The organism is Pseudomonas sp. BJa5, from assembly GCF_030272875.2.
In the GTDB taxonomy this organism is placed as follows: Bacteria; Pseudomonadota; Gammaproteobacteria; order Pseudomonadales; family Pseudomonadaceae; genus Aquipseudomonas.
On the sequence record NZ_JALRNG020000053.1, the window covers coordinates 1 to 23499 of the forward strand.

25 protein-coding genes are annotated in these 23499 nt (G+C 64.8%); 23 read left to right on the plus strand and 2 right to left on the minus strand.

Going from position 1 to position 23499, the window contains the following annotated elements; genetic code table 11:
- The first annotated feature begins 234 nt into the window (after window positions 1-234).
- The 14 genes from flhA to M2D63_RS23450 all read left to right on the plus strand — a co-directional run bounded on the left by flhA (window position 235) and on the right by M2D63_RS23450 (window position 14331).
- Entirely contained in the window at window positions 235-2364 is a 2130-nt protein-coding gene (gene flhA / locus M2D63_RS23385) for a flagellar biosynthesis protein FlhA (protein ID WP_285865439.1), read from the plus strand.
- 11 nt (window positions 2365-2375) lie between these two features.
- Window positions 2376-3686, plus strand: coding sequence for a flagellar biosynthesis protein FlhF (gene flhF / locus M2D63_RS23390; RefSeq protein WP_285865440.1), 1311 nt, complete (start codon window positions 2376-2378; stop codon window positions 3684-3686).
- A gap of 119 nt (window positions 3687-3805) precedes the next feature.
- The gene (gene fleN, locus M2D63_RS23395; protein ID WP_016393812.1) at window positions 3806-4639 is read left to right on the plus strand and encodes a flagellar synthesis regulator FleN; all 834 of its coding nucleotides are present in this window, start codon (window positions 3806-3808) and stop codon (window positions 4637-4639) included.
- Window positions 4636-5376, plus strand: coding sequence for an RNA polymerase sigma factor FliA (gene fliA / locus M2D63_RS23400; protein WP_285865441.1), 741 nt, complete (start codon window positions 4636-4638; stop codon window positions 5374-5376). Before fleN ends, fliA begins: the two co-directional genes overlap by 4 nt.
- Before the next feature lie 104 nt (window positions 5377-5480).
- A complete protein-coding gene (locus tag M2D63_RS23405; RefSeq protein ID WP_285865442.1) occupies window positions 5481-5855 on the plus strand; it encodes a chemotaxis response regulator CheY in 375 nt (124 codons plus the stop codon).
- A 19-nt stretch (window positions 5856-5874) separates the two neighbouring features.
- Window positions 5875-6663: a protein phosphatase CheZ gene (locus M2D63_RS23410; protein WP_285865443.1), complete on the plus strand. Its 789-nt coding sequence runs from the start codon at window positions 5875-5877 to the stop codon at window positions 6661-6663.
- 12 nt (window positions 6664-6675) lie between these two features.
- On the plus strand, window positions 6676-8889 hold the full coding sequence (locus M2D63_RS23415) for a chemotaxis protein CheA (protein ID WP_285865444.1): 2214 nt from the start codon (window positions 6676-6678) through the stop codon (window positions 8887-8889).
- Between the two features lie 45 nt (window positions 8890-8934).
- Window positions 8935-10047: a chemotaxis response regulator protein-glutamate methylesterase gene (locus M2D63_RS23420; RefSeq protein WP_285865445.1), complete on the plus strand. Its 1113-nt coding sequence runs from the start codon at window positions 8935-8937 to the stop codon at window positions 10045-10047.
- On the plus strand, window positions 10047-10787 hold the full coding sequence (locus M2D63_RS23425) for a flagellar motor protein (protein WP_285865446.1): 741 nt from the start codon (window positions 10047-10049) through the stop codon (window positions 10785-10787). Before M2D63_RS23420 ends, M2D63_RS23425 begins: the two co-directional genes overlap by 1 nt.
- A 3-nt stretch (window positions 10788-10790) precedes the next feature.
- Window positions 10791-11678, plus strand: coding sequence for a flagellar motor protein MotD (gene motD, locus M2D63_RS23430; protein WP_285865447.1), 888 nt, complete (start codon window positions 10791-10793; stop codon window positions 11676-11678).
- A 45-nt stretch (window positions 11679-11723) separates the two neighbouring features.
- Window positions 11724-12512 carry a ParA family protein gene (locus M2D63_RS23435; RefSeq protein ID WP_285865448.1) on the plus strand — a complete coding sequence of 263 codons (789 nt, stop codon included), beginning with the start codon at window positions 11724-11726 and terminating at the stop codon, window positions 12510-12512.
- Complete coding sequence (locus M2D63_RS23440) at window positions 12512-13396, plus strand: CheW domain-containing protein (RefSeq protein WP_285865449.1); 885 nt, start codon at window positions 12512-12514, stop codon at window positions 13394-13396. Before M2D63_RS23435 ends, M2D63_RS23440 begins: the two co-directional genes overlap by 1 nt.
- Before the next feature lie 61 nt (window positions 13397-13457).
- Complete coding sequence (locus M2D63_RS23445) at window positions 13458-13937, plus strand: chemotaxis protein CheW (RefSeq protein WP_285865450.1); 480 nt, start codon at window positions 13458-13460, stop codon at window positions 13935-13937.
- 1 nt (window position 13938) lies between these two features.
- Window positions 13939-14331, plus strand: a complete 393-nt coding sequence (locus M2D63_RS23450; RefSeq protein WP_285865451.1) for a DUF2802 domain-containing protein — start codon at window positions 13939-13941, stop codon at window positions 14329-14331.
- 65 nt (window positions 14332-14396) lie between these two features.
- Here the strand turns inward: M2D63_RS23450 and M2D63_RS23455 are convergent, their stop codons facing one another.
- Complete coding sequence (locus M2D63_RS23455) at window positions 14397-14708, minus strand: EscU/YscU/HrcU family type III secretion system export apparatus switch protein (RefSeq protein ID WP_285865452.1); 312 nt, start codon at window positions 14706-14708, stop codon at window positions 14397-14399.
- A gap of 133 nt (window positions 14709-14841) precedes the next feature.
- The gene (locus M2D63_RS23460; protein WP_285865453.1) at window positions 14842-16410 is read right to left on the minus strand and encodes a flagellar hook-length control protein FliK; all 1569 of its coding nucleotides are present in this window, start codon (window positions 16408-16410) and stop codon (window positions 14842-14844) included.
- A gap of 163 nt (window positions 16411-16573) precedes the next feature.
- Here M2D63_RS23460 and ccmA point away from each other — a divergent pair, with 163 nt between their 5' ends.
- The 9 genes from ccmA to ccmI are packed head-to-tail and all read left to right on the plus strand — an operon-like array spanning window position 16574 to window position 23493.
- Window positions 16574-17206 carry a cytochrome c biogenesis heme-transporting ATPase CcmA gene (gene ccmA, locus M2D63_RS23465; RefSeq protein ID WP_285865454.1) on the plus strand — a complete coding sequence of 211 codons (633 nt, stop codon included), beginning with the start codon at window positions 16574-16576 and terminating at the stop codon, window positions 17204-17206.
- Window positions 17203-17871 carry a heme exporter protein CcmB gene (ccmB, locus tag M2D63_RS23470; RefSeq protein WP_026001415.1) on the plus strand — a complete coding sequence of 223 codons (669 nt, stop codon included), beginning with the start codon at window positions 17203-17205 and terminating at the stop codon, window positions 17869-17871. Before ccmA ends, ccmB begins: the two co-directional genes overlap by 4 nt.
- A 43-nt stretch (window positions 17872-17914) precedes the next feature.
- Window positions 17915-18691: a heme ABC transporter permease gene (locus M2D63_RS23475; RefSeq protein WP_285865455.1), complete on the plus strand. Its 777-nt coding sequence runs from the start codon at window positions 17915-17917 to the stop codon at window positions 18689-18691.
- Window positions 18688-18864: a heme exporter protein CcmD gene (gene ccmD, locus M2D63_RS23480; protein WP_028945460.1), complete on the plus strand. Its 177-nt coding sequence runs from the start codon at window positions 18688-18690 to the stop codon at window positions 18862-18864. The genes M2D63_RS23475 and ccmD overlap by 4 nt, the downstream gene beginning before the upstream one ends.
- Window positions 18861-19316, plus strand: a complete 456-nt coding sequence (ccmE, locus tag M2D63_RS23485; RefSeq protein ID WP_285865456.1) for a cytochrome c maturation protein CcmE — start codon at window positions 18861-18863, stop codon at window positions 19314-19316. The genes ccmD and ccmE overlap by 4 nt, the downstream gene beginning before the upstream one ends.
- Before the next feature lie 11 nt (window positions 19317-19327).
- Entirely contained in the window at window positions 19328-21301 is a 1974-nt protein-coding gene (locus M2D63_RS23490; RefSeq protein WP_285865471.1) for a heme lyase CcmF/NrfE family subunit, read from the plus strand.
- Window positions 21298-21831 (plus strand): DsbE family thiol:disulfide interchange protein, encoded by a 534-nt coding sequence (locus M2D63_RS23495; protein ID WP_285865457.1) that lies wholly within the window; start codon window positions 21298-21300, stop codon window positions 21829-21831. Before M2D63_RS23490 ends, M2D63_RS23495 begins: the two co-directional genes overlap by 4 nt.
- A complete protein-coding gene (locus tag M2D63_RS23500; protein WP_285865458.1) occupies window positions 21828-22304 on the plus strand; it encodes a cytochrome c-type biogenesis protein in 477 nt (158 codons plus the stop codon). Before M2D63_RS23495 ends, M2D63_RS23500 begins: the two co-directional genes overlap by 4 nt.
- On the plus strand, window positions 22297-23493 hold the full coding sequence (gene ccmI / locus M2D63_RS23505; RefSeq protein ID WP_285865459.1) for a c-type cytochrome biogenesis protein CcmI: 1197 nt from the start codon (window positions 22297-22299) through the stop codon (window positions 23491-23493). Before M2D63_RS23500 ends, ccmI begins: the two co-directional genes overlap by 8 nt.
- Window positions 23494-23499: the final 6 nt, after the last annotated feature.

Genomic DNA, 23499 nt, shown 5'->3' on the forward strand with positions numbered 1-23499 from the left:
GGTGGTTTTTGGGGTGTTCTCTTTGGGGGGGGGTGGGGGGGGGGGGGGGGTGGTGGGGGGGTGGCGCCGTTTGTTTTTTTTCCCCCCCATCACCTATCGGGGGGGAAACCCCCGCTCCCACATGATTCCGCGATCCATTCAACACAATTTCAAAGTTGGAAAGCTTTTTGCAGAGAGCTGCGCAACGCACGTCGTTCGCGTCAAAGTTTTGCTTGAGCTCAACGAGGAATACCGGTGGATCGCTCTCAGTTAATCAGCAGTGCCCGTAACAACCTGGCCGGGTTGGGTCGGGGCAATCTGGGTGTGCCGCTGCTGTTGCTGGTGATGCTGGCAATGATGATGTTGCCGATCCCGCCGTTCTTGCTCGACGTGTTCTTCACCTTCAACATCGCCCTGTCGATCGTGGTCCTGCTGGTCTGCGTCTACGCCTTGCGCCCCCTGGACTTTGCTGCCTTCCCGACCATCCTGCTGGTGGCGACCCTGTTGCGCCTGGCCCTGAACGTGGCTTCCACGCGGGTGGTGATGCTCCATGGCCACGACGGTCACGCCGCCGCCGGTAAGGTGATCCAGGCCTTCGGCGAGGTGGTGATCGGCGGTAACTACGTGGTCGGTATCGTGGTCTTCGCGATCCTGATGATCATCAACTTCGTGGTGGTGACCAAAGGTGCCGGGCGGATTTCCGAGGTGAGCGCGCGCTTCACCCTCGATGCCATGCCCGGCAAGCAGATGGCCATCGATGCCGATCTCAACGCCGGCCTGATCGACCAGACCCAGGCCAAGTCGCGCCGCGCCGAAGTGGCCCAGGAGGCCGAGTTCTACGGTTCGATGGACGGTGCCAGCAAGTTCGTGCGTGGTGACGCCATCGCCGGCCTGTTGATCCTCTTCATCAACCTGATCGGCGGCATGGCCGTCGGCATGTTCCAGCACAACATGGCCTTCGCCGACGCCGGCAAGGTGTATGCGCTGCTGACCATCGGTGACGGTTTGGTGGCGCAATTGCCATCGCTGCTGCTGTCCACCGCCGCCGCGATCATGGTGACCCGTGCCTCCGGTTCCGAAGACATGGGGCGGCAGATCAACCGGCAGATGTTCGACTCGCCCAAGGCCCTGGCCGTGTCGGCCGGCCTGATGATCGTCATGGGCCTGGTGCCGGGCATGCCGCACATCGCCTTCCTCAGCCTCGGCCTGCTGGCCGGTGGCGGCGCCTACCTGGTCTGGCGCAAGCAGAACCAGGCCAAGGCCAAGGCCCTGGAAGAAGTCCAGCGCCAGCAGGACCAGTTGCCGTCGCCACAGCGCGCCCTGGAAACCAAGGAGCTGGGCTGGGACGACGTCACCCCGATCGACATGATCGGCCTGGAAGTGGGCTATCGCCTGATTCCGCTGGTCGACCGCAACCAGGGCGGCCAGTTGCTGGCGCGGATCAAGGGCGTGCGCAAGAAGCTGTCCCAGGACCTGGGTTTCCTGATGCCCACCGTACACATCCGCGACAACCTCGACCTGGCCCCCAGCGCCTACCGCCTGACCCTGATGGGGGTGATCCTGGCCGAGGCCGAGATCTACCCGGACCGGGAGCTTGCGATCAACCCCGGGCAAGTGTTCGGCACCCTCAATGGCATCGCCGCCCGCGACCCGGCCTTTGGCCTGGAAGCGGTGTGGATCGACGTCAACCAGCGCAGCCAGGCGCAGTCGCTGGGCTACACCGTGGTCGACGCCAGCACGGTGGTCGCCACGCACCTGAACCAGATCCTGCACAAGCACTGCCACGAGCTGATCGGTCACGAAGAGGTCCAGCAGTTGCTGCAGGTGCTGGCCAAGGCGTCACCTAAACTTGCCGAAGAGTTGGTGCCGGGTGTCATTTCGTTGTCGGGCCTGCTCAAGGTCCTGCAGGCGTTGCTCGCCGAGCAGGTGCCGGTGCGCGATATCCGCAGCATTGCCGAGGCCATCGCCAACAATGCGGCCAAGAGTCAAGATACCGCCGCGCTGGTCGCCGTGGTGCGCGTCGGATTGTGTCGCGCCATCGTGCAAAGCATTGTCGGCGTTGAGTCCGAGCTGCCTGTGATCACCCTTGAGCCAAGGTTGGAACAGATTTTGCTCAATAGTCTGCAAAGGGCCGGGCAAGGTCAGGAAGACGGTGTTCTTCTGGAGCCGAGCATGGCCGAAAAGCTTCAGCGTTCGTTGATCGAAGCGGCCCAGCGTCAGGAGATGCAGGGGCAGCCGGCGATCCTCCTGGTCGCAGGACCGGTACGAGCGATGCTGTCGCGCTTCGGCCGCCTGGCTGTACCGAATTTGCATGTTTTGGCGTATCAGGAAATACCTGACAACAAGCAAGTCACCATCGTTGCCACAGTAGGCCCCAACGGCTGAGGTAGTGGGTTATGCAAGTTAAGCGTTTTTTCGCCGCCGATATGCGTCAGGCCATGAAGCTGGTTCGAGATGAGCTGGGGGCTGACGCCGCCATCATCGGCAACCGACGGATTGCTGGCGGTGTCGAGCTGACGGCTGCGCTGGACTACAAGCTGTCCGCCCTGGCGCCACGGGTTCCGAACGTCGAGCTCGAAGATGAATTGCGCAAGACCCAGTCGCGCATCGTCACCGCCCAGGCCGAGCTCAGCAGTCGCAGCGAAAGCGAGGACGGTAATCGCCAGTTGTTCGCCGGGCTGCCGCTGACCGCTTCCGAGCCGTTGGTCGAGCCTCATGTCGACGTGCCGGCCGCCCCGGCTGTCGCCCCTGCCGCGCCGGTCGACCCGCGCCTGTTCGATGCCATGCGCTCGGAGCTCAGCGGCCTGCGCGAGCTGCTCGAAGTGCAGCTCGGCTCCCTTGCCTGGAGCCAGCTGCAAGGCAACCAGCCGCAGCAGGCCAACCTCTGGCGACGCCTGCAGCGTATCGGCCTGTCCGGCCCGCTGGCCCGCGAGCTGCTCGACCAGACCGTCGGTATCGATGAGCAACGCCATGCCTGGCGCATGCTGCTCGCGCACCTGGCGCGGCGGATCGAGGTGCCGGAAGTCGAGCCGATCGAAGAGGGCGGGGTGATTGCCATGGTCGGCCCGGCCGGCATGGGCAAGACCACCACCCTGGCCAAGCTCGCGGCGCGCTACGTGCTCAAGTACGGCGCGCAGAACCTGGCCCTGGTGAGCATGGACAGTTTCCGCATCGGTGCCCAGGAGCAGCTCAAGACCCTGGGACGGATCCTCAATGTCTCGGTGACCCATGTCGACCCTGGCCAGTCCCTGGCCCAGGCGCTGGAGCCGTTGCTGCGCAAGCGCGTGGTGCTGATCGATACCGCCGGCCTGCAGGCCAGCGATCCGGCCCTGCGCATGCAGCTGGAGACCCTGGCCGGTCGCGGCATCGCCGCCAGGAATTACCTGGTGCTGGCCACGACCAGCCAGAAGCAGGTGCTTACCGCCGCCTACCACAGCTACAAGCGCTGCGGACTGGCCGGGTGCATCCTGACCAAACTCGATGAAACGGCCAGCCTGGGCGAAGTCCTGAGCCTGGCCATCAGTCATGAACTGCCAGTGGCCTATCTAACCGATGGGCCACGCATTCCTGACGATCTGCACCTGCCGCGCCGCCACCAGCTGGTCAGCCGCGCCGTCAGCGTGCAGATGCAGGATGAGCCCAGCGAAGAGGCCATGGCCGATATGTTCGCTGATCTCTACCACAGCTCCGGCAAACGTGTCGGCTGAGGTGATTGTGAAGACGTTGCAAAGTATCTGCATAGATGGTCTGCCATGCATTTTTCAGGTGTTGAAAGCGCAGCCGTTCATGTGGCCTCGGTCTAAGCAAGACAAGGTAATGAACAAACATGGGTAGCATGCATCCCGTACAGGTGATCGCCGTAACTGGCGGCAAAGGTGGCGTCGGCAAGACCAACGTGTCGGTGAACCTGTCATTGGCGCTGGCAGAGCTTGGCCGTCGGGTCATGCTGCTGGACGCCGACCTGGGCCTGGCCAACGTCGACGTTCTGCTGGGCCTGACCCCGAAACGGACCCTGGCCGATGTGATCGAAGGCCGCTGCGAACTGCGCGACGTATTGCTGCAGGGGCCGGGCGGCGTGCGCATCGTGCCGGCTGCGTCCGGCACCCAGAGCATGGTGCACCTGGCGCCGGCCCAGCACGCCGGCCTGATCCAGGCCTTCAGCGAAATCGGCGACAACCTCGATGTGCTGGTGATCGACACCGCTGCGGGTATCGGTGACTCGGTAGTCAGCTTCGTGCGCGCCGCCCAGGAAGTGCTGTTGGTGGTGTGTGACGAACCGACCTCGATCACCGACGCCTACGCACTGATCAAACTGCTCAACCGCGACTACGGCATGAACCGTTTCCGCGTCCTGGCCAACATGGCGCAAAGCCCGCAGGAAGGGCGCAACCTGTTCGCCAAGTTGACCAAGGTCACGGATCGCTTCCTCGACGTGGCCCTACAATACGTCGGTGCGGTGCCTTACGACGAATGCGTGCGCAAGGCGGTGCAGAAGCAGCGTGCGGTCTATGAAGCCTTCCCGCGCTCCAAGTGCGCGCTGGCGTTCAAGGCCATCGCCCAGAAGGTCGACAGCTGGCCGCTGCCTGCCAATCCGCGTGGCCACCTTGAGTTTTTCGTCGAGCGTCTGGTGCAACCGACCAGCGCGGGACCTGTGCTATGAATGCCAGCGGATACCGAATGTACTGCAAGGCTTCACGCGATGCCCAATACGAATTGATCGAGCGCTACGCGCCGCTGGTCAAGCGCATCGCCTATCACTTGCTGGCACGTTTGCCGGCCAGTGTGCAGGTGGAGGACCTGATCCAGGCCGGGATGATCGGCCTGCTCGAAGTCGCCAACAAGTACGACGCGAGCAAGGGTGCCAGTTTCGAAACCTATGCCGGTATCCGGATCCGCGGAGCAATGCTCGATGAAGTGCGCAAGGGCGACTGGGCGCCGCGCTCGGTGCACCGCAACACCCGCATGGTCAGTGACGCGATTCGCGCCATTGAAGCAAAAACCGGCCGCGACGCTAAAGATCACGAGGTTGCTGCCGAACTCCAATTGAGTCTCGATGATTACTACGGGATTCTGAACGACACCCTGGGCAGCCGCCTGTTCAGCTTCGACGACCTGTTGCAGGACGGCGAGCATGAAGGCCTGCACGAGGATGGCGCCAGTGCCCAGCTCGAGCCTTCGCGCGACCTCGAAGATGAACGCTTCCAGAAGGCCCTGGCCGAGGCCATCGCCAACCTGCCGGAGCGCGAGCGCCTGGTACTGGCGCTGTATTACGACGAGGAGCTGAACCTCAAGGAAATCGGCGAGGTGCTGGGGGTCAGCGAGTCACGTGTCAGCCAGTTGCACAGCCAGTGCGCGGCGCGTCTGCGCAGTCGCCTGGGAGAATGGCGGGCGCGTTGAACCCAGGTTCGATGCAGTCGCGAAAGGCATTACCCGAATTGATTGAATGCGCGTTCAGTGCTGAGCGCGTCTAAGACTGCTTGGAGGTCTAATTGAACAAAGACATGAAAATCCTCATCGTCGACGATTTCTCGACGATGCGGCGGATCATCAAGAACCTGCTGCGCGACCTGGGCTTCACCAATACTCAGGAAGCCGATGACGGCAACAGCGCGTTGCCGATGCTCGAAAGCGGTCATTTCGATTTCCTCGTGACCGACTGGAACATGCCCGGCATGTCCGGTATCGACCTGCTGCGCAAAGTGCGCGCCGATGAACGCCTCAAGCACCTGCCGGTGCTGATGGTGACTGCCGAGGCCAAGCGCGAGCAGATCATCGAAGCGGCCCAGGCCGGCGTCAACGGCTATGTGGTCAAGCCGTTCACCGCACAGGTGCTCAAAGAAAAGATCGAGAAGATCTTCGAGCGCGTGAACAGCTAAGACTCGCCACGGGGGCGCTATGGAGCAATCACATTCATCCTTGGGCGAGTTCGAGTCGACGCTGAAAAAACATGCCCAGGAGCTGGTCGACAGCCTCGAGCGCGGCAAATTCGGCGACGCGGTGCAACTGATCCATCAGCTGAACCAGACCCGTGACCGTGGCCTGTACCAGGAAGTCGGCAAACTGACCCGCGAGCTGCACAGCGCGATCGTCAGTTTCCAGATCGACCCGCACATGCCGCAGGCCGAGGAAGTGTCGCAGATCACCGACGCCACCGAACGCCTGTCCTATGTGGTCAAGCTGACCGAGGGCGCGGCCAACCGCACCATGGACCTGGTCGAGGCCAGCACACCGGTGCTCAATGAGCTCGGCGACGAAGCCCGGGCCTTGAGCGTCGACTGGCAGCGCTTCATGCGTCGCGAAGTGGCGGCGCCGGAGTTTCGCGAGCTGGCCCGGCGCGTCGACAGTTTCCTGACGCGCAGCGAGGAGGGCAACCGCAAGGTCGCCGGCCACCTCAACGACATTCTGCTGGCTCAGGACTATCAGGACCTGACCGGTCAGGTGATCAAGCGCGTCACCGCACTGGTCACCGAAGTAGAAAGCAATCTGCTCAAGCTCGTGCTGATGGCCAGTCAAGTCGACCGTTTTGCCGGTATCGAACACGACCACCAGCAGCTGCGTGCTGAAAAAGATCAAGAAAAACATCCGACTCGGGGTGAAGGTCCGCAGATTCATGCCGATAAGCGTGAAGACGTCGTGTCCGGTCAGGACGATGTCGACGATCTGCTGTCCAGCCTGGGTTTTTAGGGAGCACGTTTAATGAGCTTCGGCGCCGATGAAGAAATCCTCCAGGATTTTCTGGTAGAAGCCGGCGAGATTCTTGAGCAACTGTCCGAGCAACTGGTCGAGCTGGAAAGCCGTCCGGATGATGCCGACCTGCTCAATGCGATCTTTCGCGGTTTTCACACTGTAAAAGGGGGCGCCGGCTTCCTCCAGCTCAACGAGCTGGTGGAGTGCTGCCACATCGCCGAGAACGTCTTCGACATCCTGCGCAAGGGTGAGCGTCGCGTCGACGCCGAGCTGATGGATGTGGTCCTGGAAGCCCTGGACACGGTCAACAGCATGTTCGGCCAGGTGCGTGAGCGCACTGACATCACCCCGGCCACGCCCGAGCTGCTGGCGGCGCTGTCGCGCCTGGCCGAGCCGGGTGGCGCCGAGCAGGCACCGGCGCCTGAGCCGGTGGTCGAGGCAGCGCCGGTGGCACCCGCCGAAGCGGACATCACCGACACCGAATTCGAACAGCTGCTCGACTCGCTCAATGCGGTCAAGGCCGAAGCTGAAGCACAGGCGCAGGCACCTGCCGCCGCCAGCGATGAAATCACCGATGCCGAATTCGAGTCGCTGCTCGACCAGTTGCACGGCAAGGGCCAGTTCGCCCCCGAGGGGCTGCCTGCAGCGGCGCCTGCGCCGGAGGCGGCCCAGAGCGACAGCGACGAGATCACCGACGACGAATTCGAGGCACTGCTCGACCAGTTGCATGGCAAGGGCACCTTCGCCGTCGACGCCTTGCCCGCTGCTGCGGCACCGGCCCAGGCGCCGGCAGCGGCCGCGGCCGACGATCACATCACCGAGCACGAGTTCGAAGCGCTGCTCGATGAGCTGCACGGCAAGGGCAAGTTCGCGCCCGACAGCGTCGCTGCCGCAGCTCCGGTCGCAGCCGCGGCTGTAGCTGCCAAGCCGGCACCCGCACCGGCTGCGGCCAAGCCACAAGCTGCGCCAGCACCTGCCGCTGCACCGGCCAAGGCCCCAGCGCCAGCCCCTGCGCGCCAGGCCGCTCCGGCTGCCGACAAGGCCGCCAGCGAAGCGGAAACCACCGTGCGGGTCGATACCGCGCGCCTGGACGAGATCATGAACATGGTCGGCGAACTGGTGCTGGTGCGTAACCGCCTGGTGCGCCTGGGCCTGAACAGCGGCGATGAGGCCATGTCCAAGGCGGTGTCGAACCTCGACGTGGTCACCGCCGACCTGCAGACCGCGGTGATGAAGACCCGCATGCAGCCGATCAAGAAGGTCTTCGGGCGCTTCCCGCGCCTGGTTCGCGACCTGGCCCGGCAGTTGAAGAAAGAGATCAACCTGGAGCTGGTCGGTGAAGAAACCGACCTCGACAAGAACCTCGTCGAGGCCCTGGCCGACCCGTTGGTGCACCTGGTGCGCAATGCCGTCGACCACGGCATCGAAACCCCTGAAGAACGCGAAGCCTCGGGCAAGGCCCGGGGTGGCAAGGTGGTGCTCTCGGCCGAGCAGGAAGGCGATCATATCCTGTTGTCGATCTCCGACGACGGCAAGGGCATGGACCCCAACGTGCTGCGCGCCAAGGCCGTGGAAAAAGGCCTGATGGACAAGGATGCGGCCGATCGCCTGAGCGAGTCGGACTGCTACAACCTGATCTTTGCCCCGGGCTTCTCGACCAAGACCGAGATCTCCGATGTGTCCGGTCGTGGCGTGGGCATGGACGTGGTGAAAACCAAGATCTCCCAGCTCAACGGCTCGATCAACATATTCTCGGCCAAGGGCCAGGGCTCGAAGATCGTCATCAAGGTGCCGCTGACCCTGGCGATCATGCCGACCCTGATGGTCATGCTCGGCAACCAGGCCTTCGCCTTCCCGCTGGTCAACGTCAACGAGATCTTCCACCTGGACCTGTCGCGCACCAACGTGGTCGACGGCCAGGAAGTGGTGATCGTGCGCGACAAGGCCTTGCCGTTGTTCTACCTCAAGCGTTGGCTGGTCAGTTCCGCCGCTCATGAAGAGCAGCGCGAGGGCCACGTGGTGATCCTTTCGGTGGGCACCCAGCGGATCGGCTTCGTCGTCGATCAGCTGGTGGGCCAGGAAGAGGTGGTCATCAAGCCGCTGGGCAAGATGCTCCAGGGCACCCCGGGCATGTCGGGCGCCACCATCACCGGTGACGGGCGCATTGCGCTGATCCTCGACGTACCGAGCATGCTCAAGCGTTACGCTGCCCGGCGTATTTGATTCTGGTGGCGCGGCCCGCACGCCGCGCCCCCTAATGGAGTGTTTATGGCAGTCAAGGTCCTGGTGGTGGATGATTCCGGTTTCTTCCGCCGCCGTGTCTCGGAAATTCTTTCAGCGGACCCGACTATCCAGGTCGTGGGCACCGCGACCAACGGCAAGGAAGCGATTGACCAGGCACTGTCGCTCAAGCCCGATGTCATCACCATGGACTACGAAATGCCCATGATGGATGGCATCACCGCCGTGCGTCACATCATGCAGCGTTGCCCGACCCCGGTGTTGATGTTCTCCTCGCTGACCCACGAAGGCGCGCGGGTAACCCTCGATGCCCTGGATGCCGGGGCCGTCGATTACCTGCCGAAGAACTTCGAAGACATCTCCCGCAACCCGGAGAAGGTCAAGCAACTGCTGTGCGAAAAGGTCCACACCATTTCCCGCAGCAACCGTCGCTCCAGCGCCTACGCCAGCCCTGCGCCGGCAGCGCAGCCGACCCCGCACCTTGCACCGAGCGTCAGTAGCCTGGGCGCCAGCCCAGCACCGCGCGCCACTGCGCCGGTGCGTGCGCCGGCGGCGACCTCGCCGGCACCCAAGCGCAAGCCCTACAAGCTGGTGGCCATCGGTACCTCCACTGGCGGCCCGGTGGCGCTGCAGCGGGTCCTGACCCAGCTGCCGGCCAGCTTCCCGGCGCCGATCGTGCTGATCCAGCACATGCCGGCGGCCTTCACCAAGGCCTTTGCCGAGCGCCTGGACAAGCTGTGCAAGATCCGCGTCAAGGAAGCCGAAGACGGCGACATGCTGCGTCCGGGCCTGGCCCTGCTGGCACCCGGTGGCAAACAGATGATGGTCGACGGACGCGGTGCGGTGAAGATCCTGCCGGGTGACGAGCGCCTGAACTACAAGCCGTGCGTGGACATCACCTTCGGCTCCGCAGCCAAGTCCTACGGCGACAAGGTGCTCTCGGTGGTGCTCACCGGCATGGGCGCCGACGGCCGTGAAGGCGCGCGCCTGCTCAAGCAGGGCGGCAGCACGGTCTGGGCCCAGGATGAAGCCAGCTGCGTGATCTATGGCATGCCCATGGCCATCGTCAAGGCCAACCTGGCCGACGCGGTCTACAGCCTGGACGAGATCGGCAAGCACCTGGTCGAGGCCTGCGTCTGATGGATGTCTTGAGCCTTATCGGGATCATCCTGGCCTTTGTCGCCATCGTTGGCGGCAATTTCCTCGAAGGCGGGCACCTGACGGCGCTGATCAACGGCCCGGCGGCCCTGATCGTGCTCGGTGGTACCCTGGCCGCGGCGTTGTTGCAGACGCCGATCAGTGCCTTCAAGCGGGCGCTGCAGATCGTGCGCTGGATCCTCTTTCCGCCGCGCATCGACCTGGCCGGCGGTATCGACCGGGTGGTCAACTGGAGCCTGACCGCACGCAAGGAAGGCCTGCTGGGCCTGGAAGGCGTGGCCGATGCAGAGCCCGACCCCTATGCGCGCAAGGGCCTGCAACTGCTGGTCGACGGCGCCGAGCCCGAGGCCATCCGCAGCATCCTCGAAGTGGACTTCTACACCCAGGAAAGCCGGGATATCCAGGCGGCCAAGGTGTTCGAGTGCATGGGCGGCTACGCGCCGACCATCGGTATCATCGGCGCGGTGATGGGCCTGATCCATGTCATGGGCAACCTGGCCGATCCGTCGCAGCTGGGCAACGGCATCGCCGTGGCCTTCGTCGCCACCATCTACGGTGTGGCCAGTGCCAACCTGATCCTGCTGCCGATCGCCAACAAGCTCAAGGCCCTGGCCATGCGCCAGTCGCGCTACCGGGAAATGCTCCTGGAAGGCTTGCTGTCGATTGCCGAAGGCGAGAACCCGCGCTCGATCGAGCTGAAGCTTCAGGGCTTCATGGAGTAACGCATGGCGCGCCGTCGACAACCCGAGGAACATGAAAACCACGAACGCTGGCTGGTGTCCTACGCCGACTTCATCACCTTGCTGTTCGCCTTCTTCGTGGTCATGTACTCGATTTCTTCGGTCAACGAAGGCAAGTACAAGATCCTCTCCCAGGCGCTGATCGGGGTATTCAACGACCCCGAGCGCAGCGTCAAGCCGATCCCCATCGGCGATGAGCGGCCCTTGAGCGTCAAGCCGGCCGAGCCGTTGATCAAGGACAGCGAGCAGGTCGATGCGGGGTTGGCGCAGGCCAGCATCGATCCGCTCAAGAGCATCGCCGACGATGTCCGCGATGCCTTTGGCGACCTGATCAAGTCCAACCAGATGACCGTGCGCGGCAACGAACTGTGGGTCGAGATCGAGCTCAACTCCTCGCTGCTGTTCGGCAGTGGCGATGCCATGCCCAGCGACGTGGCGTTCCACATCATCGAGAAGGTGGCGCGGATCCTCAAACCCTTCGCCAACCCGGTGCACGTCGAAGGCTTTACCGATGACCTGCCGATCCGCACCGCCCAGTACCCGACCAACTGGGAACTGTCGTCGGCGCGGGCCGCGAGTATCGTCCGCCTGCTGGCGATGGACGGGGTGAACCCGGCGCGCATGGCCTCGGTGGGCTACGGCGAATTCCAGCCGATTGCCGGTAACGACACGGCCGAAGGCCGGGCACGCAATCGCCGGGTGGTGCTGGTGATCTCGCGCAACCTGGAGGTGCGCCGCAGCCTGACCGCCAGCGGTAGCGCCAATGCCACGCCGGATGCGGCCTTGAGGCGGGCTGGCACACAAACTGCACCGCCTGCGCAATCACCGACGGTGGGAGGCAATCGCGTCAATCCTCCGTCACCGAACCTATAACCATTCCCGGCAGGGCAGGTCGCCCTGGTGGGAGGAAGCGACGTAATGAGAGTCTGGGCAGTAGCCAATCAAAAGGGTGGCGTCGGCAAGACCACCACTTCCATCGCCCTGGCCGGCTTGCTGGCCGAGGCGGGCAAGCGTGTGGTCGTGGTCGACCTGGACCCGCACGGGTCCATGACCAGCTACTTCGGGCACAATCCGGACACGCTGGAGCACAGCTGCTACGACCTGTTCCTGCACAAAGGCAGCGTGCCCGAAGGCCTGCCGGGCCAGTTGCTGCTGCCCACCAGCGACGAGAATATCTCCCTGTTGCCGTCCAGCACCGCCCTGGCCGTGCTCGAACGCCAGTCGCCGGGGCAGAGTGGCCTGGGCCTGGTGATCGCCAAGTCTCTGGCGCAGCTGTGGCAGGATTTCGACTACGCCATCATCGACAGCCCGCCGTTGCTCGGCGTGCTGATGGTCAACGCCCTGGCGGCCAGCCAGCAGCTGGTGATCCCGGTGCAGACCGAGTACCTGGCGGTCAAGGGCCTGGAGCGCATGGTCAGCACCCTGGCCATGGTCAACCGCTCGCGCAAGCAGGCCTTGCCCTATCACATCGTGCCGACCCTGTTCGACCGTCGCACCCAGGCGTCGATGGGCACCCTGCGGGTGCTGCGCGATGCCTATCCCGAGACCATCTGGCAAGGCTACATTCCGGTGGACACCCGCCTGCGTGATGCCAGCCGGGCCGGGCAGACGCCGTCGCAGTTCGACGGCAAAAGCCGCGGGGTGGTGGCCTACCGGGCCCTGCTCAAGCAGTTGCTGACCCATAACATCGCCCAGCAGGTGGCCTGATGAGCCTTCCACAAAAGCTCGCCACCGGCCCGCAACTGGCGTTGCAGTCCTACCTCGACGGCCTGTTGCATGAAGCCACCGAAGCGTTCGAGCTGGTTGAACCCCAGCTCGCGGCCGAGCCCGAGCCCGAGATCGACGAATTCCAGGCCGCCGTGCTCGAAGAGCAGGTACGCGATGCGCGGGTAGCCCGGCAGGAAAAGCCTGCGCCGGCCCCGGCTGCGACCTTGCCCTTTGCCGAACCGGCAGCGCTGGTGCGCCCGGCGCTGATGCCGGTTGCCATGCCCGTGCCGGTCGCCGAGGTGGTCGCTAGCGAGGCAGTCGCCGAGCCGGCCACCCCTGTCGAACCGCTGGTGGAAGTCCACCTGCCAGCGGCCCCCGACCAGCCCGTACCGCCGGCCAGCGTCGACGGTCGTCCGGCCTGGGCCGCCGAGCCGTTCGAGTGCCTGTTGTTCGATGTCGCCGGGCTGACCCTGGCGGTGCCGCTGGTGTGCCTGGGCTCGATCTATTCGTTGGCCGGTCAGGAACTGACGCCGCTGTTCGGCCAGCCGGACTGGTTCCTGGGCATCCTGCCGAGCCAGGCCGGCAACCTGAAGGTGCTGGATACCGCACGCTGGGTCATGCCCGACCGCTACCGCGAGGATTTTCGCCAGGGCCTGCAATACGTGATTTCGGTCCAGGGCTATGAATGGGGCCTGGCGGTGCATCAGGTCAGCCGTTCCTTGCGCCTGGACCCCAACGAGATCAAATGGCGCAGCCAGCGCGGCCAGCGGCCGTGGCTGGCCGGCACGGTCATCGAACACATGTGCGCGCTGCTCGACGTCGCCGAACTGGCCGGGCTGATCGCCAGCGGTGCGGTCAAGCAGCTGCGCGCCACCCATAAATGAACGGTCGCACCAGCGATCGCACTGAGCACACCGCCGAAGGCGGATTTTGAGGGATAGGGGAATGAAAAAGTCGTCTGCGCAAGGTTCCGAAGATCCGATCCTGCAGTGGGTAACCTTCAAACTGGACAACGAGTCCTACGGCATCAACGTGATGCAGGTGCAGGAAGTCCTGCGCTACACCGAAATCGCCCCGGTCCCGGGTGCCCCGAGCTACGTGCTGGGCATCATCAACCTGCGCGGCAACGTGGTGACCGTGATCGACACCCGCCAGCGCTTCGGCCTGATGCCGACGGAAATCACCGATAACACCCGCATCGTCATCATCGAGGCCGACAAGCAAGTGGTCGGCATCCTGGTCGACAGCGTGGCCGAAGTGGTCTACCTGCGCCAGTCGGAAATCGAGACCGCGCCGAACGTCGGCAACGAAGAGTCGGCCAAGTTCATCCAGGGCGTGTGCAACAAGAACAACGAACTGCTGATCCTGGTCGAGCTGGACAAGATGATGACCGAGGAAGAGTGGTCCGAGCTGGAGAACATCTGAGTTGATCTTCGAGGTAGCAGTCATATTTCTGGCGCTGCTCTGGGCGCTGAGCCTGTGGTACTTCCTGAACTACAGCAAGCGCCAGCGCGAGCTGGCTGCGCAGCAGGCCCAGGGCGATGCGCTGCGCGACCAGCGCATCAAGGACCTGGCCAAGCGCCTGGATGACTACCAGAATGGCAGCGTGAGCATGGGCGAAGCCCTGCACGAGCTGCGCGCGGTGGTGGCGCCCCTGCCGGACAAGCTGTTGCAGCTGGAGCAGCGCGACCCCAACAGCCTGTCGTTCGCGCAGGCGGCGCGGTTGGTGGGCATGGGCGCCAGCGTCGAAGAACTGACCCAGTCCTGCGGCCTGACCCAGGCCGAGGCGGAGTTGATGAGCAAGGTGCACCGCAGCTGAACCTGATCGCGGGGCAAGCCCGCTCCTACCGATTGTGTAGGAGCGGGCTTGCCCCGCGATGCTGTTCAAGGCGGGGTAATGTCCCGCTCCTGCGGTTCTTCATCGACAAACCCCACCGGCACCTTGCCCTGCAGTTGCCAGGCAAAGGCAATGATCTCGGCGATGGTCAGGTACAGCGCCTCGGGGATCTGCTCGCCCAGTTCCATGCGCGCCAGCAGGCGCACCAGTTCGGCGTTTTCGTAGATCGGCACTTCATGCTCGCGGGCGATGGCCAGGATCGCCTCGGCCAGGGCGTCGTCGCCCTTGGCGCTCAGGGTCGGGGCCTGCTGGCCGTCGTAGCTCAGGGCAATGGCCTGGCGCGGGTTCTTCTCGCTCATGGGTTTTCAGCCACCCTGTGGGAGCGGGCTTGCCCCGCGATGCGCTGGGGCTGGCGGGACGCGATCGCGGGGCAAGCCCGCTCCCACAGAGACAGTTGCTGCCACTCGGGTTGCTGCCTGGCATTCATGTCGTTCATGCGTTTTCATCCACCCAACGTTGCTCCAGGCGTGTACGCGGCCCCTGGGGCGGCGTGCCGTGATGGCAGTGCAATTCGCTCACCTTCAGGCCGCGGGCCTGCAGGCGCGCCCGCAGGTCGCCCAATTGGCTGTCGATCAACTGCGCGGTGCTCGGCAATTCGGCCCACAGCTGGCTGGACAGGCTGCCCTGGCTGATCTGCGCCTGGACCTGCAAGGGGCCCAGCGGATGCAGGTCGAACGCCAGCTCGATGCGCCAGATCATTTCCAGCGGATCACGCTGTTCGCGTTGCGGATCGCTCTGCTGCTGCGGGGTTTCTTCCCGCTGCAGCTTGAGCTGCAGGGGCATGAAGTCCTGGCCGCTGCGCAGGGGTATCTCCAGCTGCCAGGTGGTCTGCAGGTTGCCGTCGGCGGTGGTGCCGGTCTGCTCCAGGCTCGCCAGCTGATGGCTCTGTACCCGTGAAATCGCGGCGGCCGCCAGGCGCAGCAGATGCTCCAGGTCGTTGTCCTGCTCCCGGCTCGGCAACAGCCGGGAGGGCAGGGGAAAGCTGCCGGGGTGCGGTCGCGGACTGACCTGACCGAGCATGCCCAAGGCATTGCGGACCATTCCCGGCATGACCTGGGCCAGGGTGCTGGCGGCGGCCGTCGGGTTGAAGGTGGAGTTGGCCGGCAATCCCGGCAGCAATTGCGCCACCAGGCGCACCACCTGGGCCTTGAGGTCGGTGCCAGGCGGTTGCGGCAATCCGGCCAGCAGCTTGGCTTCGAGGAACACGCCGCTGTTGTTCAGGGCCTGGGCCACGGCCTTGGGTTCGGTGAGCTGGCGCACTTCCGGCAGGCTCGTCAGCAGTTTGTCGACGACGGCGCGTAGCTGCGGCGCCTGTGTGTTGTCTTCACGCAACGGCTGCAACGCCGCGAGCAATCCCTGCAAGGAGGCCTGGCGGCCTTGCTGGGTGACCAGTTGCTGGGCGATGGCCAACTGGTCGTGGCGGGCGCTCAAGGGCACGAACTGCAAGGACTGGTCACCCTGGACGCGGGCGCTGAGCAGGCTGCCCACCGCCAGCGGGCGCGGGCTGTCGAGGGTCAGGGTGGTGCCGGCCTGCAGGCCGCCGAGCAAGGTCACCAGCGAGCGGTACTGGGCGACCTGGCCGCTTGCCACTGGCAGGGGCTGGCTGGTCAGCACCTTGCCCTGCAGCAGGGTGCCCACCGGCATCTGCCGGGTATCGATGCGGGTCAGGCTGGCGACGTTGCTGGCGATGGCCTGCTGCAGGCTGATGGTCAGGTTGCCGCTGTTGTGCTGGCTGACCGTCAACTGGCTGCCCTGGGGCAGCAGCAGGTTGCTGCTGGCCTGGAGCGTGGTCTGGCGGCCGTTGTCCTGGGTCAGCCTGAGCAGCAACTGGAGGTCCTGGCCGACCTGGCGCAGCGACAGGACCTCGGCGCTGGCGGTCTCCCCGGGCGCCAGCAGGCCGGGTTGCGGCTGGAGCAGACGCAGCAGTTCGCCAGCCAGCGCCGGACGCAATTGGGAGTTGGCCGGAATCTGCGCGCCAAGGGTGTTGATTTCGCCTGTCATCCGCTCGCAACCTGTTGAAATAGCCCTCTTTGCAGTAGGACATCACATGTATAATGCCGCCCGATCCCTCGCGATCCGAGCGGCTGGGCCCATTCTGCGTTGCCAGTATAACGGCAGGGCCGGGACCGACTTGAGACAGGCATCCCCAGCATAAGGCGAAACTGTGACCCCTCATCTCCAAGCCTCGGGCCTGGCCTGCGAGCGCGACTGGCGCATGCTCTTCGAACACCTCGAACTGCACCTGGCTGCCGGCGACATGCTGCAGATCAGCGGCCCCAACGGCAGCGGCAAGACCAGCCTGCTGCGCCTCCTGGCCGGCCTCATGAGCCCGACCGCCGGGCAGATCCTCCTCGACGGCAAGCCGTTGGTCGAACAACGCCATGAACTGGCCAAGATCCTCCTGTGGATCGGCCATGCCGCCGGCATCAAGGACCTGCTCAGCCCCGAGGAAAATCTCTCCTGGCTCTGTGCCCTGCACCGTCCGGCCGCGCCCGAGGCGATCTGGAAAGCCCTGGAGGCCGTGGGCCTGCGCGGTTTCGAGGATGTGCCCTGTCATACCCTGTCGGCCGGCCAGCAGCGGCGCGTGGCCCTGGCCCGCCTGTACCTGGACAGCCCGCCCTTGTGGATTCTCGACGAACCGTTCACCGCCCTCGACAAACAGGGCGTGGCTCAGCTTGAGGCGCACCTGGCGGCGCATTGCGAGCAGGGCGGCATGGTCGTGCTGACCACCCACCACACCCTGGAACGCAAGCCGTCCGGATACCGTGAACTGAACCTGGGGCAGTGGGCGGCATGAGTGTCTTTGTTCTGTTGTTGCGCCGCGAAGCGCGTCTGTTGTGCCGCCGTCCGGCGGAGCTGGCCAACCCCCTGGTGTTCTTCGCCATCGTCGTCGCCCTGTTCCCGCTGGCGGTCGGTCCCGAGACTCAATTGTTGCAAACCTTGTCTCCGGGACTGGTCTGGGTCGCGGCACTTTTATCGGTTCTGCTCTCGCTGGACGGGCTTTTTCGCAGCGATTTCGAGGATGGATCGCTGGAACAGTGGGTCCTTTCGTCGCACCCCCTGCCTCTTCTGGTGCTGGCAAAAGTGCTGGCACACTGGGCCTTTTCCGGCCTGGCGCTGGTATTGTTGGCACCCTTGCTGGCACTGATGCTAGGTTTGCCTGCGGCGTGCCTGCCGGTGCTGCTGGCATCGTTGTTGCTCGGTACCCCGGTACTGAGCCTGCTGGGCGCCGTGGGTGCGGCCCTGACAGTCGGCTTGAAACGCGGCGGCCTGCTGCTGGCGCTGCTGATTTTGCCGTTATATATCCCGGTATTGATCCTGGGCAGTGGCGCCTTGCAGGCGGCATTGCAAGCTATGCCGGCGACCGGTTATCTGCTCTGGCTTGGCAGCCTGACCGCCCTGGCAGTAACTCTGGCACCCTTTGCAATAGCGGCTGGCCTGAAGATCAGCGTCGGCGAATAATGAGGTCTGGGCGCAGCCCAGCAAAGACCCTGGATGTACCGTGATGAAGAGCAGCGCAATCAGCTGGACGTGGTTTCATAAACTGGGTTCGCCCAAGTGGTTCTATGCCATCAGCGGCCGCATGTTGCCGTGGTTGGCGGTTGCGGCGATCCTGTTGATCGGCGTCGGCGTGATCTGGGGCCTGGCCTTCGCGCCCCAGGACTACCAGCAGGGCAACAGCTTTCGCATCATCTACATTCACGTGCCGGCCGCCATGCTGGCCCAGTCCATCTATGTGATGCTGGCCGTGGCCGGGGTGGTGGGTCTGGTATGGAAGATGAAGATCGCCGACGTCGCCCTGCAGTGCGGCGCCCCCATCGGCGCCTGGATGACCGCCGTGGCGCTGGTCACCGGGGCCATCTGGGGCAAGCCGACCTGGGGCAGCTGGTGGGTCTGGGATGCCCGCCTAACGTCGATGCTGATCCTGCTTTTCCTGTACTTCGGTCTTATTGCCCTGGGCCAGGCCATCAGCAATCGTGAGAGCGCCGCCAAGGCCTGCGCGGTGCTGGCGATCGTCGGGGTGATCAACATCCCGATCATCAAGTATTCGGTGGAGTGGTGGAACACCCTGCACCAGGGCGCCACCTTCACCCTCACCGAAAAGCCGGCCATGCCCGCCGAAATGTGGCTGCCGCTGCTGCTGACGGTGCTGGGTTTCTACTGCTTCTTCGGCGCCGTGCTGTTGCTGCGCATGCGCCTTGAAGTGCTCAAGCGCGAAGCTCGCGCCAGTTGGGTCAGGGAGGAGGTATTGAACAGCCTGGGTCGGGAGGTGGCGCGATGAGCTTCGCTTCCTTCAGCGATTTTCTCGCCATGGGCCATCACGGCCTGTATGTCTGGTCGGCCTACGGCATCTGCCTGCTGGTGCTGGCCGTCAACGTCGCTTCGCCCTTGCTGGCCCGGCGCCGTTACCTGCAAGAAGAGGCGCGCCGTCTGCGCCGGGAGAGCAACCAGTGAATCCGCAACGCAAGAAGCGCCTGATCATCATCCTCGGCCTGCTGGCCGGCGTCGGTATTGCCGTGGGCCTGGCCCTGAGCGCCCTGCAGCAGAACATCAACCTGTTCTACACCCCGACCCAGATCGCCAACGGCGAGGCACCGCTCGATACCCGCATCCGCGCTGGCGGCATGGTCGAGAAGGGCTCGCTGCAACGCTCCGGCGACTCGCTGGACGTGCGTTTCGTGGTCACCGACTTCAACAAGTCGGTGCCGATCACCTACCGTGGCATCCTGCCCGACCTGTTCCGCGAAGGGCAGGGCATCGTCGCCCTGGGCAAGCTCAATGCCGAGGGCGTGGTGGTGGCCGATGAAGTGCTGGCCAAGCACGACGAGAAATACATGCCGCCGGAAGTGACCAAGGCCCTCAAGGAAAGCGGCCAGGCCGCCACCGATGCTGGAGCCAAGCCATGAACGCGGCGCTGATCGTTCCCGAACTCGGCCAGTTGGCCATGATCCTGGCGATCTGCTTCGCCGCTGTGCAGGCCATCGTCCCTCTGCTCGGCGCCTGGCGCGGCGACAGCCTGTGGATGAGCCTGGCACGCCCGGCGGCCTGGGGCCAGTTCGCTTTCCTGGCGTTTTCCTTCGCTTGCCTGACCCATGCCTTCATGACCGACAACTTCTCGGTCGCCTATGTCGCCAGCAACTCCAACAGCGCCTTGCCCTGGTACTTCAAGTTCAGCGCCGTATGGGGTGCCCACGAAGGCTCGCTGCTGCTCTGGGCGCTGATCCTCGGCGGCTGGACCTTCGCCGTGTCGATCTTCTCCCGACAGTTGCCGCAGGTGATGCTGGCCCGGGTGCTGGCGGTGATGGGCATGATCAGCGTCGGCTTCCTGTCGTTCCTGATCGTCACCTCCAACCCGTTCATGCGCCTGCTGCCGCAGGTGCCGACCGACGGTCGCGACCTTAACCCCTTGCTGCAGGACATCGGCCTGATCGTTCACCCGCCGATGCTGTACATGGGCTACGTGGGCTTCTCGGTGGCCTTCGCCTTCGCCATCGCCGCCTTGCTCGGCGGTCGCCTGGATGCTGCCTGGGCGCGCTGGTCGCGGCCCTGGACCCTGGTTGCCTGGGCGTTCCTGGGCATCGGCATCACCCTGGGCTCCTGGTGGGCCTACTACGAACTGGGCTGGGGCGGCTGGTGGTTCTGGGACCCGGTGGAAAACGCCTCGTTCATGCCCTGGCTGGTGGGCACCGCGCTGATCCACTCGCTGGCGGTCACCGAGAAGCGCGGGGTGTTCAAGAGCTGGACCGTGCTGCTGGCCATTGCCGCGTTCTCCCTGAGCCTGCTGGGCACCTTCCTGGTCCGCTCCGGGGTACTGACATCGGTGCACGCCTTCGCCTCCGATCCCGAGCGCGGCGTGTTCATCCTGATCTTCCTGCTGTTCGTGGTCGGCGGCTCGCTGACCCTGTTCGCCCTGCGCGCACCCGTGGTCAAGAGCCAGGTCGGCTTTGCCCTGTGGTCGCGCGAAACGTTGCTGCTGGCCAACAACATCGTGCTGGTGGTCGCCGCCTCGATGATCCTGCTCGGTACCCTGTACCCGCTGATCCTCGACGCCCTGACCGGTGCCAAGCTGTCGGTGGGCCCGCCGTACTTCGATGCGCTGTTCATTCCGCTGATGGCCCTGCTGATGGTGGTCATGGCCATTGGCGTGATCGTGCGCTGGAAAGACACGCCGACCCGCTGGCTGGCCGGCATGCTCACCCCGGTGCTGATTGCCAGCGCGGTGCTGGCGCCCGTCGGCGGGCTGCTGGTGGATGATTTCGACTGGCCGGTGCTGACCACCTTCGCCCTGGCGGCGTGGATTGTCCTGGCCGGGGTGCGCGACATTTTCGACAAGACCCGTCACAAGGGCCTGTTCAAGGGCCTGCGCGGCCTCAACCGCAGCTACTGGGGCATGCACCTGGCGCACCTGGGCCTGGCGGTCTGCGCCCTGGGCGTGGTGCTGTCGAGCAACAACAGCGCCGAGCGCGACCTGCGCCTGGCACCGGGCGAGTCGGTGGAACTGGCCGGCTATCAGTTCATCTTCGAAGGCGCCAAGCACTTCGAGGGGCCGAACTTCACCTCCGACAAGGGCACGGTGCGGGTGGTCGAGAACGGTCGCGAGATCAGCGTGCTGCACCCGGAAAAGCGCCTGTACACCGTGCAGCAGTCGATGATGACCGAAGCGGGCATCGACGCCGGTTTCACCCGCGACCTCTATGTCGCCCTCGGCGAGCCGCTGGACAATGGCGCCTGGGCCGTGCGCGTGCATGTCAAACCTTTCGTGCGCTGGATCTGGCTGGGCGGTCTGTTGACCGGCCTGGGTGGCCTGCTGGCGGCCATGGACGGACGTTATCGAGTCAAGGTCAAAGCCCGGGTGCGTGAAGTGCTGGGCATGTCTGGAGCAACTGCATGAAGCGTTGGATCATGGTACTGCCGCTGGCGGTGTTTCTGCTGGTGGCGGTGTTTCTCTACCGGGGCCTGTTCCTGGACCCCACCGAACTGCCGTCGGCGATGATCGGCAAGCCGTTCCCGGCGTTCTCCCTGCAGTCGGTGGACGGCAAGCCGCTGACCCAGGCCGACCTGATCGGCAAGCCGGCCCTGGTCAACGTCTGGGCCACCTGGTGCCCGTCGTGCAAGGTCGAGCACCCGTACCTGAACAAGCTGGCCGAGCAGGGCGTGGTCATCCATGGCGTCAACTACAAGGATGACAATGCCGCCGCGCTCAAGTGGCTGGCCGAGTTCCACAACCCCTACCAGCTGGATATCCGCGACGAGCAGGGCAGCCTCGGCCTGGACCTGGGGGTGTACGGCGCGCCGGAAACCTTCGTGATCGATGCCAAGGGCATCATCCGCTACAAGCATGTCGGTGTGGTCGATGCCACGGTCTGGCGCGAACAACTGGCGCCGCTGTACCAGGGCCTGGTCGACGAGGCCAAACAATGAAGCGCTGGCTTGCCGCCGCGGTGCTGGGGCTGGGCCTTGCCGGGGTGACCCAGGCGGCCATCGACACCTATCAGTTCGCCAATGACGCCGAGCGCGAGCGTTACCACGACCTGACCAAGGAACTGCGCTGCCCCAAGTGCCAGAACCAGGACATCGCCGACTCCAACGCACCGATCGCCGCCGACCTGCGCCGGGAAATCTTCCGCATGCTCGGCGAGGGCAAGAGCAACCAGCAGATCATCGACTTCATGGTCGATCGCTACGGTGACTTCGTGCGCTACAAGCCTGAGCTGACGGCGCGCACCTGGCTGCTCTGGTTCGGCCCGGGCGTGTTGCTGGTGGGTGGTTTCGGCCTGCTCGCGCTGATCGTGCGCAAGCGCCGCGCGCAGAGCGCCGGTGGCCCTGTCGACCTTTCTCCCGAGGAGCGCGAGCGCCTCGCCAAATTGCTGGATAAAGAACAGACCCATGACTGATTTCTGGCTTGCCGCAGGCCTGCTGTTACTGGTGGCCCTGAGCTTTCTGCTGATCCCGGTGTTGCGTGGCCGTCGTGCGCAACTGGAAGAAGACCGCACCGCCCTGAACGTCGCCCTGTACCAGGAGCGGGTCGCCGAGCTGAGCGCCCAGCAAGCGGCCGGTGTGCTCGATGAGGCGCAACTGGCCAAGGGGCGGGATGAAGCCGCCCGCGAGCTGCTGGCCGACACCGAGAACGCCGAGCCGCAGCGCCTGGGCCGCCTGGGCAAGCCGCTGCCGTTGCTGGCGGCGGTGCTGGTGCCGCTGATGGGCCTGGGCCTGTACCTGCATTTCGGTGCCAGCGAGGAGGTCGCCCTGACCCAGGAGTTCGCCAATGCGCCGCACTCCATGGAAGAGATGACCACACGGCTTGAGCGCGCCGTAGAGGCCCAGCCGGATTCGGCCGAAGGCCTGTACTTCCTCGGTCGTGCCTACATGGCTCAGGAGCGTCCGGCCGATGCTGCCAAAGTCTTCGAGAAAGCCGCCAACCTGGCCGGTCGTCAGCCGGAGCTGCTCGGGCAGTGGGCCCAGGCGCTGTACTTTGCCAACGGCAAGCAGTGGAGCGAGCAACTGCAGGGCCTGACCGACGAAGCGCTCAAGGCCGACCCCAACGAGGTCACCAGCCTGGGCCTGCTCGGCATCGCCGCCTTTGAGTCCGAGCATTACCAGCAGGCCATCGACTACTGGAATCGTCTGCTGGTGCAACTGCCTGAAGGCGATGCCTCGCGGGCGGCCCTGCAGGGCGGCATCGAGCGCGCCCGGGACAAGCTCAAGGCCGGTGAGGGCAAGACAGCCCCGGCCGTGGCTGCCGGGCCCCGGCTCAAGGTGCGGGTGGAACTGGCGGCGGCGCTCAAGGACAAGGTCAAGCCCGACGACACGGTATTCATCTTCGCCCGCGCCAGCGCAGGCCCGCCCATGCCGCTGGCGGCCAAGCGGGTGACCGTGGCCCAGCTGCCGGTCGAGGTCGAGCTCAGCGACAGCGACGCGATGATGCCGAGCATGAAACTGTCCAGCTTTCCCGAAGTCCAACTGGTTGCACGCGTCTCGCGCGCAGGCCAGCCGACCCAGGGCGAGTGGATCGGTCGCAGCAGTCCGCTGGCCAGCAGCACCACCGCTGCCCAGCACCTGACCATCGACAGCCCGGACAAGTAAGAGACC